The sequence below is a fragment of the Streptomyces sp. NPDC004111 genome (genome assembly GCF_042874215.1).
In the GTDB taxonomy this organism is placed as follows: Bacteria; Actinomycetota; Actinomycetes; order Streptomycetales; family Streptomycetaceae; genus Streptomyces.
Genome location: NZ_JBIAMU010000012.1, coordinates 172,294 through 188,964 on the forward strand (window position 1 = coordinate 172,294; position 16,671 = coordinate 188,964).

Here is a 16,671-nt window from a genome sequence, read left to right on the forward strand (position 1 = left end):
TCAAGCGTAATGGCCGTTCGACCGGCTACGGCCGGTACTCCACTTGCGGGCCCCCACCACCCGTGTCCCGCCCGTCGCGAGCGGCACCGCCGAGGCCGCCCGGGTGCGGGTGACGTCGCGCACTTCGAGGAAGCGGCCGAGGGGGTCCTCGGTCAGCGACGCCCACGGGAAGGAGGTCGCGTACGGCCCGATCAGCTGGAACTGCTCCAGCGCCTGCGGCCACCGCTCCCTGCTGACCAGCACGTACGCGAGCAGGTTGCGCATCTCCGCGGCCCACGGGTCGCCGCTCTCGAACTCCGCGGACAGCGCGATCGCCAGGTCGGCCGCCTTGTCGATCCGGGCGACCAGGTCGCGGGCGGGCGACGCGGCGGAGGCCAGGCCGTCGGACAGCAGGATGAAGGCGGCCCGCACCGGCAGCGCCTGGATGAGGGAGCCGGGCAGCGCGTCGTCCGCAGCCTGCTCGGCGAAGTCGAAGCACTCGCGGTACGTGGAGCCCTGCGCGGCCAGATAGCGCAGTGCCGCCACATGGCAGCCGTAGTGGTGCGAGGAGCGGCGGATCGCCTGGCCCCACAGCGCCTCGAACGTGTCGTGCGCGGCCATGGTGCCGCGCGCGTGGTCCAGCGCGATGCGCCAGGGCACCGGGTCGCACGGGGAGCCCGCCGCCGCGGCGTCGATCAGGGCGCCCGCCGGACGCAGCCGGTCCGCCGGAGCCGGCGACTCCAGGGCCCTGCGCACCTCCAGCTCCGCGTTGACCAGCAGGGCGTCCGGGTCCTGCGGGTCGGCCAGCAGCCAGTCGGTCAGCCAGTCCTGCCGGTGATGGGCGAACGCGGCCAGCCGCAGCGTGTAGCGGTCGCGGTTCTCCCACTCGGCCCGTTCACGGGTGGTGGCGAGGAGTTCGGCGGCCGGGGCGTAGCCGCCCTGGGCGGCGGCGACGAGGGCCGGGGCGATGCGGGCGTCGGGGGCGTCGAGCAGCAGGTCGTCGTCCGTCGCCGGCCCTGCGGTGGCACGCGGCGCGGGGCGGCGGACCAGGCGGGCGGAGCTCAGCAGCGCGCGAAGGAATGACATGGTTGAACCATTGAAAACCGCAGGTGAGCGGGGTGCCAGGGGCTGGCTGTGAAGCTTTGGTAGCGGCCGGAAGGTTGTACTGGCAGAGGTCAAGGGACGGTAAAGAAAGGCGGCCCAGGGGGAGGGCGTGTGGCGCAGTTGGGAGGGCCCGGTGAATGCCCGCGGGCCCCGGGCGCACGCCGCGCCCCGGCCGCACGGCGCGCACCCCCTTCACCCGCGCCGCAGCAGCCGGGAGGCGCCCGCGGCGACCGTGGTGGCGAGGATCCAGCCGAGCAGGATCAGCCCCGCCGCCGCCCACTGCCAGCCGCCCTCCAGCCGCCAGTAGCCGTCCTGCCCGAGGTTGATGACCGGGATCAGCAGGTCGAGGGCGAAGAGCGGGGCGCTCCACTGCGGATGCTCGTCCGGCTTGATGGGCGCCGGGTCGTAGCGGGCGAAGGCGAAGGTGCCCGCCGCCCACAGGACCGCCATCCACAGGGCCGCCCGGCCGGGCCGGTAGCCGTAGGCGACCACCCAGTCCTGGAGGACGCCCCACGCCTTCCCGGCCAGCGGCAGGGTCTCCCGGCGGCGCCGCTGCTTGGCGAGCAGCACCTCGCGGGCCTCGGAGTCCTCGCCGCCCGCCCGCTTCACGGCGGCCAGCCGCTCGTACGGCTCCGGCGCGTACTCGGGGGTCGCCGCCGTCACCCACTCCAGGCGCCGGGCGAGCGGGAAGTGGCCGAGCGGCACCAGGTTCTCGTACACGAAGCCGCCCATCGACAGCATCCCCGGCCCCGGCCAGCTGGTCGACCTGTCGACCAGGGTGATGATCCGCGCCCCGGACAGCACCACCTTCCCGCGCTCCGGCCGCTCGGAGAGGAAGCGCAGCTCGGGCGTCTGGATGCGGCGCAGCGACAGCTCCTGGTCGTTCTCCAGCGTGAAGCGGGCGTCCTGGAGGTCGACGGCGTCGCCGAACCGCCCGTCGTCCAGCCGCAGCCCGCCCTCGCACTCGAAGCGCTGTATCCGCTGCCCGCGCACCGGCGCCTGCCCGAGGCCACGGCCGATGCCGTACGGCGGCGTCGTGTTGCCGTAGGTGGCCGAGGACAGGCCCGCGGGTGTCAGGTACAGCGTGCGTTCCACCGTGAGCTGCGGGGCGTTCAGCGCCCGCTTGCCGTACGGGTTGCGCAGCCGGCTGCCGCGCAGGCTCAGCGAGACGCCGACCTTCGCGCCGCGCAGGCTGATCTCCCCGTACGACTCGATCAGTTCGGCCTGGAGGTCCTGGCCGACCGCGAGCCCGTCGGCGGCGATGGAGCGGTTGTTGCGGTCGCGGTGCACGACGATCTGGTTGATCAGCAGGTCGGTGCCGATCTGGGCGTCGGTCAGCCGCATCCCGCCCTCGATCCGGCAGCGGGGCAGGTGCAGGTCTCCCTCGGTGTGCAGCCGGGCCGCCTCCAGCCGGGGGATCGCGCAGCCCACCAGCCGCAGCGTGGTGAAGCGGCACTCCGGCAGCAGCACCTGTCCGTCGAAGCGGCAGCCGGTCAGCTCCACGTACGGGGCCACCGTCCCGCCCGACAGGTCGAGCGCCCCGGTGATCTGCACTCCGCGCACCTTGAGCGCCGCGACCCGCCCGGGGAGCGCGTCGGGTCCGCTGAGCAGCAGCAGGGCCACCACCTCGGCCCGCACGGTGCGCTCCGCCCCCCACGGGCGGTCCACCATCGGGTCGTCGGCCAGTGCGTCGTCCACCCGCAGGTCGTAGGTGTTGCCGCTGCGGAACGCCCGCCACATCCCCAGCTCCGCCGCGGTGAGCCAGTCCGGCGCCTCCTGGTCCCGCTGCGACTCGGTCACTGAGACCTCCCCCCTCGATTCCGCTACGTGACGGAGTGCACGCTAGTGGTCACCGATGACATGCGGGACGGCTGCTTCGTCCTGTGGCCTGTATCAGCCATTGATACGGGCGACCGTTGGCCGGAAGCGGTCTGAGAGAATTGACCGCGTGATCTCACGAATCGATCTGCGCGGTGACGCCCTCCCCGAGGGTGGAGCCCTGCGCGACCTGCTGCCCCGTGCCGACTTCGACGTCACGGCCGCCCTGGAGAAGGTGCGGCCGATCTGCGAGGACGTGCATCATCGTGGCGACGCGGCGCTGATCGACTACGCGGAGAGGTTCGACGGCGTGCGGCTGTCCGAGGTCAGGGTGCCCGCACGGGCCCTCGCCGACGCGCTCGCCGGGCTCGATGCCGAGGTGCGCGCCGCCCTGGAGGAGTCGATCAGGCGGGCCAGGCTGGTCCATCGCGAGCAGCGCCGCAGCACCAAGGTCACCCAGGTCGTCCCCGGCGGCACCGTCGCCGAGAAGTGGGTCCCGGTCGACCGGGTCGGGCTCTACGCGCCCGGCGGCCTGTCCGTCTACCCCTCGTCCGTGATCATGAACGTGGTCCCGGCGCAGGAGGCCGGCGTCGCCTCCGTCGCGCTCGCCTCGCCGCCGCAGAGCGCCTTCGGCGGCCTGCCGCACCCCACGATCCTGGCCGCCTGCGCGCTGCTCGGCATCGACGAGGTGTACGCGGCCGGCGGCGCCCAGGCCGTCGCGATGTTCGCGTACGGCACCGAGTCCTGCCAGCCCGCCAACATGGTGACCGGTCCCGGCAACATCTGGGTCGCCGCCGCCAAGCGCTACTTCACCGGCCGCATCGGCATCGACACCGAGGCCGGCCCCACCGAGATCGCCGTGCTCGCCGACGACACCGCCGACCCGGTGCACGTCGCCGCCGACCTGATCTCCCAGGCCGAGCACGACCCGCTGGCCGCCGCCGTCCTGGTCACCGACTCGGCCGAACTGGCCGACGCGGTGGACAAGGAGCTGGCCGGGCAGGTGGCGGCCAGCAAGCACGTCGACGACCGGATCGTCCCGGCGCTGGCCGGCCGCCAGTCCGCGATCGTGCTGGTGGAGTCGCTGGAGGACGGCCTCAAGGTGGTCGACGCGTACGGCGCCGAGCACCTGGAGATCCAGACCCGCGACGCCGCCGCCGTCGCCGACCGGGTCCGCAACGCGGGCGCGATCTTCGTCGGCGCGTACGCCCCGGTCTCGCTGGGCGACTACTGCGCGGGCTCCAACCACGTCCTGCCCACCGGCGGCTGCGCCTGCCACTCCTCCGGCCTCTCGGTGCAGTCCTTCCTGCGCGGCATCCACATCGTGGACTACTCCCGCGAGGCGCTGGCCGACGTCGCGCACCACGTGGTGACGCTCGCCGAGGCGGAGGACCTGCCCGCGCACGGCGCCGCGGTCAAGGCCAGGTTCGGATGGAAGGTGCCGAACAAGTGACGCGCATCGACGACCTCCCCATCCGGGAGGAGCTGCGGGGCAAGTCCCCCTACGGCGCCCCCCAGCTGGACGTCCCCGTCCGGCTGAACACCAACGAGAACCCGTACCCGCTGCCCGACGCCCTGGTCGACCGGATCGCCGAGCGCGTCCGCGAGGCCGCCCGCAACCTCAACCGCTACCCCGACCGGGACGCGGTCGAGCTGCGTACGGAACTGGCCGGGTACCTCACCAGGACCGCCGGGCACGAGGTCACCGCGAGGCACCTCTGGGCCGCCAACGGCTCCAACGAGATCCTCCAGCAGCTCCTGCAGACCTTCGGCGGCCCCGGCCGTACCGCCCTCGGCTTCGAGCCCTCGTACTCGATGCACGCGCTCATCTCGCGCGGCACGGGCACCGGCTGGATCTCCGGTCCGCGCAACGACGACTTCACCATCGACGTCGAAGCCGCCACGAAGGCCATCGCCGAGCAGCAGCCCGACGTCGTCTTCATCACCAGCCCCAACAACCCCACCGGCACCGCGGTCGAGGCCGCCACCGTCCTCGCGCTGTACGAGGCGGCGCAGGCGGCGAAGCCGTCCCTGGTCGTCGTCGACGAGGCGTACGGCGAGTTCAGCCACCACGCCTCGCTGCTCCCGCTGATCGAGGGCCGCCCGAACCTGGTGCTCTCGCGCACCATGTCCAAGGCCTTCGGCGCGGCGGGCCTGCGGCTGGGCTACCTGGCCGCCGACCCCGCCGTCGTGGACGCCGTACAGCTGGTGCGCCTGCCGTACCACCTGTCGTCGATCACCCAGGCGACCGCGCTGGCCGCGCTGGAGCACACCGACACGCTGCTCGGCTACGTCGAGCAGCTCAAGGCCGAGCGCGACCGGCTGGTCGCCGAGCTGCGGGCCGCCGGATACGAAGTGACCGATTCGGACGCCAACTTCGTGCAGTTCGGCCGCTTCGAGGACGCCCACGGGGTCTGGCAGCAGATCCTCGACCGGGGCGTCCTGGTCCGGGACAACGGCGTGCCCGGCTGGCTGCGGGTCACCGCCGGCACCCCCGACGAGAACGACGCGTTCCTGCAAGCGGTACGCGACCTGAAGAAGGAGTCACGAGCATGAGCCGCACAGGGCGCGTCGCACGCACCACCAAGGAGACCTCGGTCGTCGTCGAGATCGACCTCGACGGCACCGGCAAGGTCGACGTCGCCACCGGGGTCGGCTTCTACGACCACATGCTCGACCAGCTCGGCCGGCACGGCCTCTTCGACCTCACCGTCAAGACCGACGGCGACCTGCACATCGACACCCACCACACCATCGAGGACACCGCCCTCGCGCTGGGCGCCGCCTTCAAGCAGGCCCTCGGCGACAAGGTGGGCATCTACCGCTTCGGCAACTGCACCGTCCCCCTCGACGAGTCGCTCGCCCAGGTCACCGTGGACCTCTCCGGCCGCCCCTACCTGGTGCACACCGAGCCCGAGAACATGGCGCCGATGATCGGCACGTACGACACGACGATGACCCGGCACATCTTCGAGTCCTTCGTCGCGCAGGCCCAGATCGCGCTGCACATCCACGTGCCGTACGGGCGCAACGCGCACCACATCGTGGAGTGCCAGTTCAAGGCCCTCGCACGGGCCCTGCGGTACGCCGCCGAGCGCGACCCGCGCGCGGCCGGAATCCTCCCGTCGACCAAGGGCGCTCTGTAACCCCATGAATGGCCTTTCCACCATCCTCATCGTCGTCGGGCTGTTCCTGCTCGGCGGCATGTACTCCTTCTCCAAGCAGAAGATGCCCAAGGGCGTGATCGTGCTGCTCGGTCTCGCCTCCGCCATGTGCCTGGCCGCGGGCGTCCTGCGAATTCAGGGACTCTGGGAATGACGAACATGAAGAAGGTCGTCGTCTTCGACTACGGCTTCGGCAACGTCCGCTCCGCCGAGCGGGCGCTCGCCCGGGTCGGCGCGGACGTCGAGATCACCCGCGACTACGACACCGCGATGAACGCGGACGGGCTGCTCGTGCCCGGCGTCGGCGCGTTCTCCGCCTGCATGAAGGGGCTGAAGGAGGCGCGCGGCGACTGGATCGTGGGCCGCCGCCTGTCCGGCGGGCGCCCCGTGATGGGCATCTGCGTCGGTATGCAGATCCTCTTCGAGCGCGGCATCGAGCACGGTGTGGAGACCGAGGGCCTGGACGAGTGGCCCGGCGAGGTCGCCCCGCTCAAGGCCGACGTCGTCCCGCACATGGGCTGGAACACCGTCGAGGCGGCCGAGGGCTCGGAGCTGTTCACCGGGCTGGACGCCGGCGAGCGGTTCTACTTCGTGCACTCCTACGCCGCCCACGACTGGACGCTCGAAGTCACCAACCCCCTCATCCGTGCCCCGCGCGTCAGCTGGTCCACGCACGGCGAGCCCTTCGTGGCGGCCGTCGAGAACGGGGCGCTCATGGCCACCCAGTTCCACCCCGAGAAGTCCGGCGACGCCGGAGCCCAGCTGCTCACCAACTGGATCGGAACCCTCTGATGTCCCAGCACAAGCTTGAACTGCTGCCCGCCGTCGACGTCCGCGACGGCCAGGCCGTCCGTCTGGTGCACGGCGAGTCCGGTTCCGAGACGTCCTACGGCTCCCCGCTGGAGGCGGCCCTCGCCTGGCAGCGGTCCGGCGCCGAGTGGCTGCACCTGGTCGACCTGGACGCCGCCTTCGGCACCGGTGACAACCGGAAGCTGATCGCCGAGGTCGCCGCCGCCATGGACATCAAGGTCGAACTGTCCGGCGGCATCCGCGACGACGCCTCCCTGGAGGCGGCGCTCGCCACCGGCTGCCGGCGCGTCAACCTCGGCACCGCCGCCCTGGAGACCCCGGAGTGGGTCGCCAAGGTCATCGCCCAGTACGGCGACCGGATCGCGGTCGGCCTGGACGTACGGGGAACCACCCTGCGCGGCCGGGGCTGGACCCGCGACGGCGGCGACCTGTACGAGACCCTGGCCCGCCTCGACTCCGAGGGCTGCGCCCGCTACGTGGTCACCGACATCGCCAAGGACGGCACGCTCCAGGGCCCCAACCTGGAACTCCTGAAGAACGTGTGCGCCGCCACCGACAAGCCGGTGGTGGCCTCCGGCGGCGTCTCCTCGCTGGACGACCTGCGGGCCATCGCCTCCCTGGTGCCGGACGGCGTCGAGGGCGCGATCGTCGGCAAGGCGCTGTACGCGAAGGCGTTCACGCTGGAAGAGGCACTGGAGGCGGTCTCGCGATGACGGCTCCCGAAGTACGTCGCGTACAGACCGGCGCCCCCTGGGAGGAGCGGTTCGGCTACGCCCGCGCCGTCGAACTCCCCAACGGCACCGTCCTGGTGGCCGGCTGCACGTCCGTGGTGGACGGCGTCATCGACGCCGGAACCCCCTACGAGCAGACCGTGACCGCGTTCGGCGTCGCCGAGAAGGCCCTCCAGCAGCTCGGCCTGAGCCGCGCCGACGTCGTCCGCACCCGTATGTACCTGACCCACGCGCGCGACGTCGACGAGGTGGGCCGTGCCCACAAGGAGCTCTTCGACGCCGTCCGCCCGGCCGCGACCATGCTGATCGTCTCCGGCTTCGTGGACCCGTCGCTGGTCGTCGAGGTCGAGGTCGAGGCGTACCGGAAGGCCGCCTCATGAGTGTCTCCGTACGCGTCATCCCCTGCCTCGACGTGGACAACGGCCGCGTCGTGAAGGGCGTCAACTTCCAGAACCTGCGCGACGCGGGCGACCCCGTCGAGATGGCCAAGCTGTACGACGCCGAGGGCGCCGACGAGCTGACCTTCCTCGACATCACCGCCTCCTCCGGCGACCGGGAGACCACCTACGACGTGGTGCGGCGCACCGCCGAGCAGGTCTTCATCCCGCTCACGGTGGGCGGCGGCGTGCGCACCGCCGACGACGTCGACAGGCTGCTGCGGGCCGGGGCCGACAAGGTGGGCGTCAACACGGCCGCCATCGAACGCCCCGAGCTGATCCGCGAGATCGCCGAGCGCTTCGGCCGTCAGGTGCTGGTGCTGTCGGTGGACGCCCGGCGCACCGCGGACGGCTCCTTCGAGGTGACGACCCACGGCGGTCGCCGCTCGGCGGGCATCGACGCCGTCGAGTGGGCCCACCGGGCCGCCGAACTGGGCGCGGGCGAGATCCTGCTCAACTCCATGGACGCCGACGGCACCAAGGACGGCTACGACACGGAGATGATCGCCGCGGTGCGCAAGCACGTCACGGTGCCGGTGATCGCCTCGGGCGGCGCGGGCAGGCTGGAACATTTCGCTCCCGCCGTCGGCGCGGGCGCGGACGCGGTGCTCGCCGCCTCCGTCTTCCACTTCGGCGATCTCCGGATCTCCGAGGTCAAGGCGGCACTGGGCGAGGCGGGGCACCCGGTGCGCTGAGCGCCGCGCAGCCGCTCCGCACGCCGTACAACTGGCCCAAAACTGGCTGTAGCTGAAGATCGCCGATGGCTAGCGTTCCCCCTCGGAAAGACTTAAACGAGGGGGAACCGTCATGTCGTCATCCGTTTCCGGCGCACCGCCCGTCAAGCTGCTGGACCTCAGCCCCGACTTCGTCGCCGACCCCTACCCGGTCTACGCCCGGCTCCGCGAACAGGGTCCGGTCCACCGGGTGCTGACCCCCTACGGCGAGGACCTGTGGCTCGTCGTCGGCCACGAGGCCTGCCGGGCCGCGTACACCGATCCCCGCTTCAGCCGGGACTGGCGCACCCACGGGCACCTCGCCCCGCAGCTGCCCGCGTACGCCTACGGACCCGGCAACGCCCACGTCCTGCTGAGCGACCCGCCGGACCACACCCGGCTGCGCCGGCTGGTGGCCCGTGAATTCACGCCACGCCGCATCGAGGCGCTGGCGCCCCGCGTGCAGCAGGTCACCGACGAGCTGATCGACGCGATGACCGCGGACGGGGCGCGCGCCGCCGACGTCATCGACGCGCTGGCCTTCCCGCTGCCGATGACCGTGATCTGCGACCTGCTGGGCGTGCCCGACCTGGACCGCGAGGCGTTCCGCGGCTGGTCCAACGAGGTGGTGGCGCCCACCAGCCCGGAGGCCGAACAGGCCGCCTACGGGGCCGCCATGCCGTACCTGACCGGGCTCATCGCCGCCAAGCGCAAGGCGCCCGGCGAGGACCTGCTGAGCGCGATGATCCACACCGCCGACGAGGACGGCGACCGGCTCAGTGAGGACGAACTCCTCTCCATGGCCTTCCTGCTGATCGTCGCGGGCCACGAGACCACGGTGAACCTGATCGGCAACGGGCTGCGCGCGCTCTTCCACCACCCCGACCAGCTCGCGCTGCTGCGCGGCGACCTGCCGGGCCTGATCGACGGCGCGGTGGAGGAGGTCCTGCGGTACGACGGCCCGGTGGAGGGCTCCACCCCGCGGATCGCCCGCGAGGACGTCGAGTTCCTCGGCGCGCACATCCCGGCCGGATCCTCCGTGGTGATCGTGATGGCCGACGCGGACCGCGACGAGGCCCGCTTCGAGGACCCGCACCGCTTCGACATCCGGCGCGACGCCCGCGGCCACATCGCCTTCGGGCACGGCATCCACTTCTGCCTGGGCGCCCCGCTGGCCCGGCTGGAGGGCCGGATCGCGCTGCGCACCCTGCTGGAGCGCCTCCCGGAGCTGGCTCCCGACGGCTCCCCGGACGCGGGTCCGTGGATCCCCGGCGAGCTGATCCGGGGCGTCCGCAAGCTGGCGGTGCGCTGGTAGCACCGGAGGCATGGGTTCCGGTCGCCCGCGCAGGGCGGCCGGAACCTGCCGGAACCTGCGGGAACGGGCTTGTGGGGAAGTGGAGTTGACCGGGGGAAGTTGCGCAAAGATTATTGCGCAACTTTCTCTTCCCTCTTTAGTGTGCGCACATGGCACCGATATCCGAACACCCGCCCCAGCCCCGGCGCATCACGGATCTCGATGCCCTGAAGGTGTTCGCGCACCCCCTGCGCATCGATCTCTACCGCGCGCTCTTCACGGGCGGTGCCGCCACTGCCTCGCACCTGTCGGACCAGGTCGACGAGGCCGTCTCGCTGATCAGTTACCACCTGCGCAAGATGGCCGCCCACGGCTTCATCGTGGAGGCCCCCGAGCAGAGCACGGACGGCCGGGAGCGGTGGTGGAAGGTGGCCTCCGAGCAGGGATTCACCTTCCGCCACTCGGACTTCGGCGACGACACGGAGAGCGTGGCCGTCATCGGCCAGGTGACCCGGCAGCTCCTCCAGGCCCGCCAGGAGAGGTACTCCACGTACCTCGACGAGAGCGGCAGCTGGGGCAAGGACTGGGTGGACGCGGCGTTCAACTGGGAGTACATGCCCCGGCTGACCGCGGCGGAACTCCAGCAGATGTCCGAGGAGATAAGGGAGTTGATCATCGCGTGGCGGGAGCGCGGGCGGGCCGCCGAGGCGGCCGGTGACACGGAGGGCCGCGAGCGCACCTCCGTCCAGATGTTCGGCTTTCCGTTCCGTCCCTGAGAGGGCAGCACAGCGATGACTGAACCACGCGTGGAACCGGCGGGCGCGTCGGAGCCGCCGGTGACACCGGAGGCGGACGCCGCCCCGGGCGCACCCGCGGCGGCCGGGGCGCCCGGCGAAGCGGCCGGGCCGGAGGCACCCGGTGCGGCGCGGCCCGCCGGGACCCCGGAGAGGCCCGCCCACCGGGACGCCAACGTCCTGCGCTGGCTCGGCGCGTACGCCTCCTCCCTCGTCGGCGACACGATCTACTTCCTCGCGCTCGGCTGGGCGGCGGCGCAGGCGGGCCGCCCCGCCGAGGTTGGCATGATCATGGCCGTCGGAGCGATACCCCGGGCCGTGCTGATGCTCGGCGGGGGAGTGGTCGCCGACCGCATCGGCCCCCGGCGGATCGTCATCGGCTCGGACGCGGTGCGCTGCGTGGTGATCATCGGCATCGCGGCGGCCCTGCTGCTCACCGGCCCGCAGGTGTGGCTGCTGGTGGTGGTGGCGCTGGTCTTCGGCGCGGTGGACGCCCTGTTCCTGCCCGCCGTGGGCGCGCTGCCGCCACGCATCACCACACCCGGCCAACTGGTCCGGGTCCAGGGGCTGAAGGCCCTCACCAACCGGTTCGGCGGCATCGTCGGCGCCCCGGTAGCCGGACTCGCGATGGGCCTCGGCGGCCCGGCGGCGGCCTTCGCGGTGGCGGGCGGCCTGTTCGCGGTGTCGCTGGTGCTGCTGGTCGCGCTCAAGGTGGCGCCGCTGCCCGAGAAGCCGGCCGGGGAGAAGCCCGGGGACGCCGGGGAGAAGTCCGGGGACACCGGGGAGATGTCCGGGGACCAGGAGGAGAAGGCCCGGGAACGGTCCGACCGGGCCCCGGACGGCAGCGGCCCGGGACGGACCCGCTCCGTGTGGCAGGACCTCACCGACGGCCTCGGCTACATCCGCCGCCACCGGCTGATCGGCCCGCTCGTCCTGTCCAACCTGCTGTTCGAACTGGGCGGCATCCCGCTCATCAACGTCGGCATCGTCCTGCTCTCCGCCGACCGCGGCTGGGGAGCACCCGGCGTCGCCTCGGTGGTCGGCGCCTTCAGCGTGGGCGCCGCGGCCAGCGCCATGCTGCTGACCGTCCGCGGCCGGCTGGCCCGCGCGGGCACCGTACGCCTGCTCGCCCTCACCGGCGGGTCCGTCATGGTCGCCGTCCTGGGCACGGTCCCCGCCCTCGGCTGGGCCATCGCCGTCGCGGCACCCATGGGCATGCTGGTCGCGCTCAGCGGCGGCCTCACCGCGGGTCTGCTCCAGACCACCTGCGACCCCGCCTACCTGGGCCGCGTCACCTCCGTCACCTCACTGGTCAGCCTGGGCATCGCCCCGCTGGCCTACCCCCTGGTGGGCCTCGCGACCGGCCTGTGGGGGGTCTCCCCGGTCTTCCTGGGCTGCGCGGCGGTGTGCCTGTCGGCGGCCCTGATCGGGGTCACCTCGGCGGAGGTCCGGGGAGCCGAACTCCCCGAACCGAAGAAGTAGCCGCACCCCGCCCCGGGGGCCCGCACTCCGCCTCCCGGGGGCCCGGGACCCCGCCCCGGGGCGCACGCCCGTCAGAAGCCCAGCCTGGCCTCGTGGACCTTGGTGACGGCCTCCTTGTCGCCCTCCAGTTCCACCCGCGCCGCGTCCTGCCGGCCGAAGGCGAACAGGATCAGCTCCCCGGGCTCCCCGGTGACCGTCACCACCGGCGTTCCCCGGTGCGCCACCGCCGTCTGCCCGTCCGGCCGCCGCAGCACCAGACCGACCGGGGAGCGCCGCCCGAGCACCCGGGCCATCTTCTCCACCCGCGACCACAGCGCGTCCGAGAACACCGGGTCCAGCTCGCGCGGCGTCCACTGCTCCTGGGCGCGGCGCACGTCCTCGGCGTGCACGTAGAACTCCACCGTGTTCGCCGCCTCGTCCACCTGCTTGAGCGCATAGGGCGAGCGCCGCGATGGCCCGGTGCGGACGAGCTGCACCAGCTCCTCGTACGGCTTCGCGGCGAACTCCGCGTGCACCCGGTCCAGCCGGCTCTTCAGCGCGGAGAGCAGGATTCCGGCCGCCGCGTCCGGGCGGCGCTCCCGCACCACCACATGGGCCGCGAGATCGCGGGTGCGCCACCCCTCGCACAGGGTCGGCGCGTCGGGGCCCGCGGCCTCCAACAGATCGGCGAGAAGGAGCCGTTCACGCTTGGCATGGGTCGACATGCCGGCCAGCGTACGACCGCGCGGGGCCGTCCGCACAGTGGACGACCGGCCGATGTCGGCCACCGAAGCGGCACAATTGCCCTATGAGTACGCCCACGCCCCACGGGGACCGCAGCGGCCTGGACCCGGCCGTCGCCGCCCGTCTCAAGCGCACCCCCGACGGTCTCGTCCCCGCCATCGCCCAGCAGTACGACACGGGCGAGGTGCTGATGCTCGGCTGGATGGACGACGAGGCCCTGCACCGCACCCTCACCACCGGCCGCTGCACCTACTGGTCGCGCAGCCGCCGGGAGTACTGGGTCAAGGGCGACACCTCCGGCCACGTCCAGCACGTGAAGTCCGTCGCGCTGGACTGCGACGGCGACACCCTCCTCGTGCGGGTCGACCAGACCGGCGCCGCCTGCCACACCGGGGACCGCACCTGCTTCGACGCCGATGTGCTCCCCGTCACGGGCGCCGAGTAGGGTCGGCGGCCATGGATCTGGAGACCTTCCGCAAGCTCGCGTCCGACCGCCGCGTCATCCCCGTCAGCCGCCGGCTCCTCGCGGACGGCGACACCCCCGTGGGGCTCTACCGCAAACTCGCGGCCGAACGCCCCGGCACCTTCCTCCTGGAGTCCGCCGAGAACGGCCGCTCCTGGTCCCGCTACTCCTTCGTCGGCGTCCGCAGCGCCGCCACCCTCACCGCCCGCGACGGCCGCGCCCACTGGCTGGGCACGCCGCCCGTCGGCGTACCCACCGACGGTGATCCGCTCGACGCGCTGCGCACCACCGTGGAGACCCTGCACACCCCGCGCGACCTGGCCGGGGACCTGCCGCCCTTCACCGGCGGCATGGTCGGCTACCTCGGCTACGACATCGTGCGCAGGCTGGAGCGGATCGGCGAGCACGGCACCGACGACCTGCGGCTCCCCGAGCTGACCATGCTCCTCACCTCCGACCTCGCCGTCCTCGACCACCGGTACGGCACCGTCCTGCTGATCGCCAACGCGATCAACCACAACGACCTCGACACCGGGGTCGACGAGGCGTACGCGGACGCCGTCGCCCGCCTCGACGCCATGGAGGCCGACCTCTCCCGGGCCGTCCCCACCGCGCCCGCCGCACTGCCCGCGTCCGAGGTGCCGGTGTACACCGAGGGCTGGGGCGGCGAGCGGTACCAGGCCGCCGTCGAGGACATCAAGGAGCGCATCCGGGCGGGCGAGGCCTTCCAGGTCGTCCCCTCGCAGCGGTTCGAAACCCCCTGCGAAGCAAGCGCGTTGGACGTCTACCGGGTGCTGCGGGCCACCAACCCCTCCCCGTACATGTACCTCTTCCGCTTCGACGGGTTCGACGTCGTCGGCTCCAGCCCCGAGGCCCTGGTGAAGGTCGAGGACGGGCGGGCCATGGTGCACCCCATCGCCGGCACCCGGCACCGCGGCGCCACCCCGCAGGAGGACCAGGCGCTCGCCGACGAACTGCTGGCCGACCCCAAGGAGCGCGCCGAGCACCTGATGCTCGTCGACCTCGGCCGCAACGACCTGGGCCGGGTCTGCGAACCGGGCTCCGTCGAGGTCGTCGACTTCATGTCCATCGAGCGCTACTCGCACGTCATGCACATCGTCTCGACCGTGACCGGACAGGTCGCCCAGGGCCGCACCGCCTTCGACGTCCTCACCGCCTGCTTCCCGGCCGGCACCCTCTCCGGCGCCCCCAAGCCCCGCGCGATGCAGATCATCGAGGAGCTGGAGCCCGGCAGGCGCGGACTGTACGGCGGGTGCGTCGGCTATCTCGACTTCGCCGGCGACTCCGACACGGCCATCGCCATCCGCACCGCGCTGCTGCGCGACGGCACCGCGTACGTGCAGGCCGGAGCGGGTGTCGTCGCCGACTCCGACCCGGTCGCCGAGGACACCGAGTGCCGCAACAAGGCCGCCGCCGTGCTCCGCGCGGTCCACACGGCCAACCGGCTCGGAGACCCGCGGGGGGCGTGAGGGATAGTGGAGGGTGTGAGCGCCGTACCCCCCTCCCCCCAGAACCCCGCGGAGCCCGCCCCGAGCCGGGGCGGCGGCAGGCGCAGCCTCGCCGCCGCCCTGCTGCTCGGCGCGCTCGGCTCCACCGTCGTCCTGATCTCCTCCGGGCAGATCTGGACCTCGGGCACCGCCACCGTCGCCGGCATCGGCTCCAAGACCCTCGAAGCGGACGGCCAGGCCATCACCGGGGCCCCCGCGGCCCTGGCCATCGTCGGCCTGGCCGCCCTCGTCGCGGTCTTCGCCGTCCGCCGGGCCGGCCGGGTGCTGGTCTCCGCACTGCTCGCGCTGAGCGGCGCGGGCACGGTCGTCGCCGCGCTGCTCGGCGCGGGCGACCACGGAGCACTCGACGAGCAGGCCGCCAAGCTCTCCGGCGACCTCGCCGCCACCGTCGACTCGGTGGCCCGCACGGGCTGGCCCTACGTCACCGCCTTCGGCGGGCTGCTGCTCCTGGCGGCCGGCCTGCTGGCCCTGCGCTTCGGCGGCACCTGGCCCGGCATGGGCGGGCGGTACGAGCGCGAGGGCGGGCCCCGCAGCCGCGGCCGGGCCGGCCGCCCGGTCGACCCGGAGCGCCCCGAGGAACTCTGGAAGGCGCTGGACCGGGGCGAGGACCCGACCGCCCGCGAGGACGCGAAGGGCCGCGAGGACTCGGCGGCCCCGACCCGTGAAGGGTGACCCGAGGTCATCGGCGCCGTACCGGTGCGGGACAATGGCACCGAGCATCTCGTAGCTGAAGAGTTGAAGACAACAAGGAGCACCTCATGGCCAGCCGCGGACACCACGGACACACCCCGGCCGCCTGGACCGGCGTAGTCATCGCCTTCATCGGCGTCTGCGTCGCCAGCGCGTACATGGTGATGGCCAACTCGGTCGGCTTCTGGGCCGGCATCGCCGTCTCGCTGGTCGGCGGTCTGGTGGGCCTGGGCATGCGCGCCGCGGGCATGGGCATGCCGAAGGAGTCGCCGGCGCTCACCGAGGCGCGCGCCGCGGCCGGCCGGGCCCAGCTGCAGCGGTAGTCCCGCACGACGGGCCGAGGACGCGAGGCGCAGCCCACCGGGCTGCGCCTCCTCGCGTCCCGGGTCGACGCACGGACGAGGACGCGCGGAAAACCGCTCGTCCCGCAGGGCGCTTCGCGGGCGGGTGCGGGATACTCGCCGGGTGGATGCCACCTCCCCGACCCAGCAGGCCGTCGCCCCGCCGCCGCCGCGCTCCCTGGCGCGCCGGCTGGCCGCACCCGTCGGGACCCTCGCCGGGGTCCTGGCCGCCTTCGCGTACGTCGGGGCGGTCGACCCCAACGAGGCCGGGCACTACCCCACCTGTCCGCTGCTGGCCACCACCGGCATCTTCTGCCCCGGCTGCGGCGGGCTGCGCAGCGCGCACGCGGTGGCGCACGGGGACCTGGCCGGGGCGCTCGGGGCCAACGCGATGGCCGTCGTCGGCTACGGGATCTTCGCCGTGCTGATGGTGGTGTGGATCACCCGTGCGGTGCGCGGCCGGCCCATGAGGTTCGCGCCCTCCCCGCTCCAGTGGTGGGTCGCGGGTACGCTCCTCGCGGTCTTCAGCATTGTCCGGAACCTGCCGTTCGGGGCCGCGCTGGCGCCCTGAATGCCCAGGTAGTGGGACAGTTGTCAAC

19 protein-coding genes are annotated in these 16,671 nt (G+C 72.9%); 16 read left to right on the top strand and 3 right to left on the bottom strand.

Annotated features, from left to right (window positions below; all coding sequences use genetic code 11):
- Both ACFYVL_RS23830 and ACFYVL_RS23835 read right to left on the bottom strand, forming a co-directional pair.
- On the bottom strand, positions 1 to 1,065 hold the full coding sequence (locus ACFYVL_RS23830; protein ID WP_389247967.1) for a hypothetical protein: 1,065 nt from the start codon (positions 1,063 to 1,065) through the stop codon (positions 1 to 3).
- A 210-nt stretch (positions 1,066 to 1,275) separates the two neighbouring features.
- Entirely contained in the window at positions 1,276 to 2,823 is a 1,548-nt protein-coding gene (locus ACFYVL_RS23835; RefSeq protein WP_389248236.1) for an oxidoreductase, read from the bottom strand.
- A 208-nt stretch (positions 2,824 to 3,031) separates the two neighbouring features.
- Between ACFYVL_RS23835 and hisD the strand changes: the two genes are divergently transcribed.
- The 11 genes from hisD to ACFYVL_RS23890 all read left to right on the top strand — a co-directional run bounded on the left by hisD (position 3,032) and on the right by ACFYVL_RS23890 (position 12,326).
- Positions 3,032 to 4,354 (top strand): histidinol dehydrogenase, encoded by a 1,323-nt coding sequence (hisD, locus tag ACFYVL_RS23840; RefSeq protein WP_389247969.1) that lies wholly within the window; start codon positions 3,032 to 3,034, stop codon positions 4,352 to 4,354.
- On the top strand, positions 4,351 to 5,457 hold the full coding sequence (locus ACFYVL_RS23845; protein ID WP_389247971.1) for a histidinol-phosphate transaminase: 1,107 nt from the start codon (positions 4,351 to 4,353) through the stop codon (positions 5,455 to 5,457). Before hisD ends, ACFYVL_RS23845 begins: the two co-directional genes overlap by 4 nt.
- Entirely contained in the window at positions 5,454 to 6,047 is a 594-nt protein-coding gene (hisB, locus tag ACFYVL_RS23850; RefSeq protein WP_389247973.1) for an imidazoleglycerol-phosphate dehydratase HisB, read from the top strand. Before ACFYVL_RS23845 ends, hisB begins: the two co-directional genes overlap by 4 nt.
- Positions 6,048 to 6,051: 4 nt before the next feature.
- Entirely contained in the window at positions 6,052 to 6,219 is a 168-nt protein-coding gene (locus ACFYVL_RS23855; RefSeq protein WP_389247975.1) for a hypothetical protein, read from the top strand.
- A complete protein-coding gene (gene hisH, locus ACFYVL_RS23860) occupies positions 6,216 to 6,857 on the top strand; it encodes an imidazole glycerol phosphate synthase subunit HisH (protein ID WP_389247977.1) in 642 nt (213 codons plus the stop codon). Before ACFYVL_RS23855 ends, hisH begins: the two co-directional genes overlap by 4 nt.
- Positions 6,857 to 7,588 (top strand): bifunctional 1-(5-phosphoribosyl)-5-((5-phosphoribosylamino)methylideneamino)imidazole-4-carboxamide isomerase/phosphoribosylanthranilate isomerase PriA, encoded by a 732-nt coding sequence (gene priA / locus ACFYVL_RS23865; RefSeq protein WP_389247979.1) that lies wholly within the window; start codon positions 6,857 to 6,859, stop codon positions 7,586 to 7,588. The genes hisH and priA overlap by 1 nt, the downstream gene beginning before the upstream one ends.
- The gene (locus tag ACFYVL_RS23870; protein WP_389247981.1) at positions 7,585 to 7,986 is read left to right on the top strand and encodes a RidA family protein; all 402 of its coding nucleotides are present in this window, start codon (positions 7,585 to 7,587) and stop codon (positions 7,984 to 7,986) included. The genes priA and ACFYVL_RS23870 overlap by 4 nt, the downstream gene beginning before the upstream one ends.
- Positions 7,983 to 8,738, top strand: coding sequence for an imidazole glycerol phosphate synthase subunit HisF (gene hisF, locus ACFYVL_RS23875; protein WP_389247983.1), 756 nt, complete (start codon positions 7,983 to 7,985; stop codon positions 8,736 to 8,738). The genes ACFYVL_RS23870 and hisF overlap by 4 nt, the downstream gene beginning before the upstream one ends.
- A gap of 112 nt (positions 8,739 to 8,850) precedes the next feature.
- Positions 8,851 to 10,071 (top strand): cytochrome P450, encoded by a 1,221-nt coding sequence (locus ACFYVL_RS23880; protein ID WP_389247985.1) that lies wholly within the window; start codon positions 8,851 to 8,853, stop codon positions 10,069 to 10,071.
- Between the two features lie 149 nt (positions 10,072 to 10,220).
- The gene (locus tag ACFYVL_RS23885; RefSeq protein WP_389247987.1) at positions 10,221 to 10,826 is read left to right on the top strand and encodes a helix-turn-helix domain-containing protein; all 606 of its coding nucleotides are present in this window, start codon (positions 10,221 to 10,223) and stop codon (positions 10,824 to 10,826) included.
- Between the two features lie 15 nt (positions 10,827 to 10,841).
- Positions 10,842 to 12,326: an MFS transporter gene (locus ACFYVL_RS23890; RefSeq protein ID WP_389247988.1), complete on the top strand. Its 1,485-nt coding sequence runs from the start codon at positions 10,842 to 10,844 to the stop codon at positions 12,324 to 12,326.
- 71 nt (positions 12,327 to 12,397) lie between these two features.
- On the opposite strand, the gene ACFYVL_RS23895 is transcribed toward ACFYVL_RS23890, so the two are convergent.
- Positions 12,398 to 13,030 carry a TIGR03085 family metal-binding protein gene (locus tag ACFYVL_RS23895; protein WP_389247990.1) on the bottom strand — a complete coding sequence of 211 codons (633 nt, stop codon included), beginning with the start codon at positions 13,028 to 13,030 and terminating at the stop codon, positions 12,398 to 12,400.
- An 83-nt stretch (positions 13,031 to 13,113) separates the two neighbouring features.
- On the opposite strand from ACFYVL_RS23895, the gene hisI reads away from it, so the two are divergent.
- The 5 genes from hisI (at position 13,114) to ACFYVL_RS23920 (ending at position 16,643) form a co-directional block, all read left to right on the top strand.
- Positions 13,114 to 13,494, top strand: coding sequence for a phosphoribosyl-AMP cyclohydrolase (hisI, locus tag ACFYVL_RS23900; RefSeq protein ID WP_389247992.1), 381 nt, complete (start codon positions 13,114 to 13,116; stop codon positions 13,492 to 13,494).
- 11 nt (positions 13,495 to 13,505) lie between these two features.
- Positions 13,506 to 15,002: an anthranilate synthase component I gene (locus ACFYVL_RS23905; RefSeq protein ID WP_389247994.1), complete on the top strand. Its 1,497-nt coding sequence runs from the start codon at positions 13,506 to 13,508 to the stop codon at positions 15,000 to 15,002.
- A gap of 6 nt (positions 15,003 to 15,008) precedes the next feature.
- Positions 15,009 to 15,713: a TIGR02234 family membrane protein gene (locus tag ACFYVL_RS23910; RefSeq protein ID WP_389247996.1), complete on the top strand. Its 705-nt coding sequence runs from the start codon at positions 15,009 to 15,011 to the stop codon at positions 15,711 to 15,713.
- Between the two features lie 86 nt (positions 15,714 to 15,799).
- A complete protein-coding gene (locus ACFYVL_RS23915; RefSeq protein WP_389247998.1) occupies positions 15,800 to 16,054 on the top strand; it encodes an HGxxPAAW family protein in 255 nt (84 codons plus the stop codon).
- A 142-nt stretch (positions 16,055 to 16,196) separates the two neighbouring features.
- Entirely contained in the window at positions 16,197 to 16,643 is a 447-nt protein-coding gene (locus tag ACFYVL_RS23920) for a DUF2752 domain-containing protein (RefSeq protein WP_389248000.1), read from the top strand.
- The last annotated feature ends 28 nt before the right edge of the window (positions 16,644 to 16,671 follow it).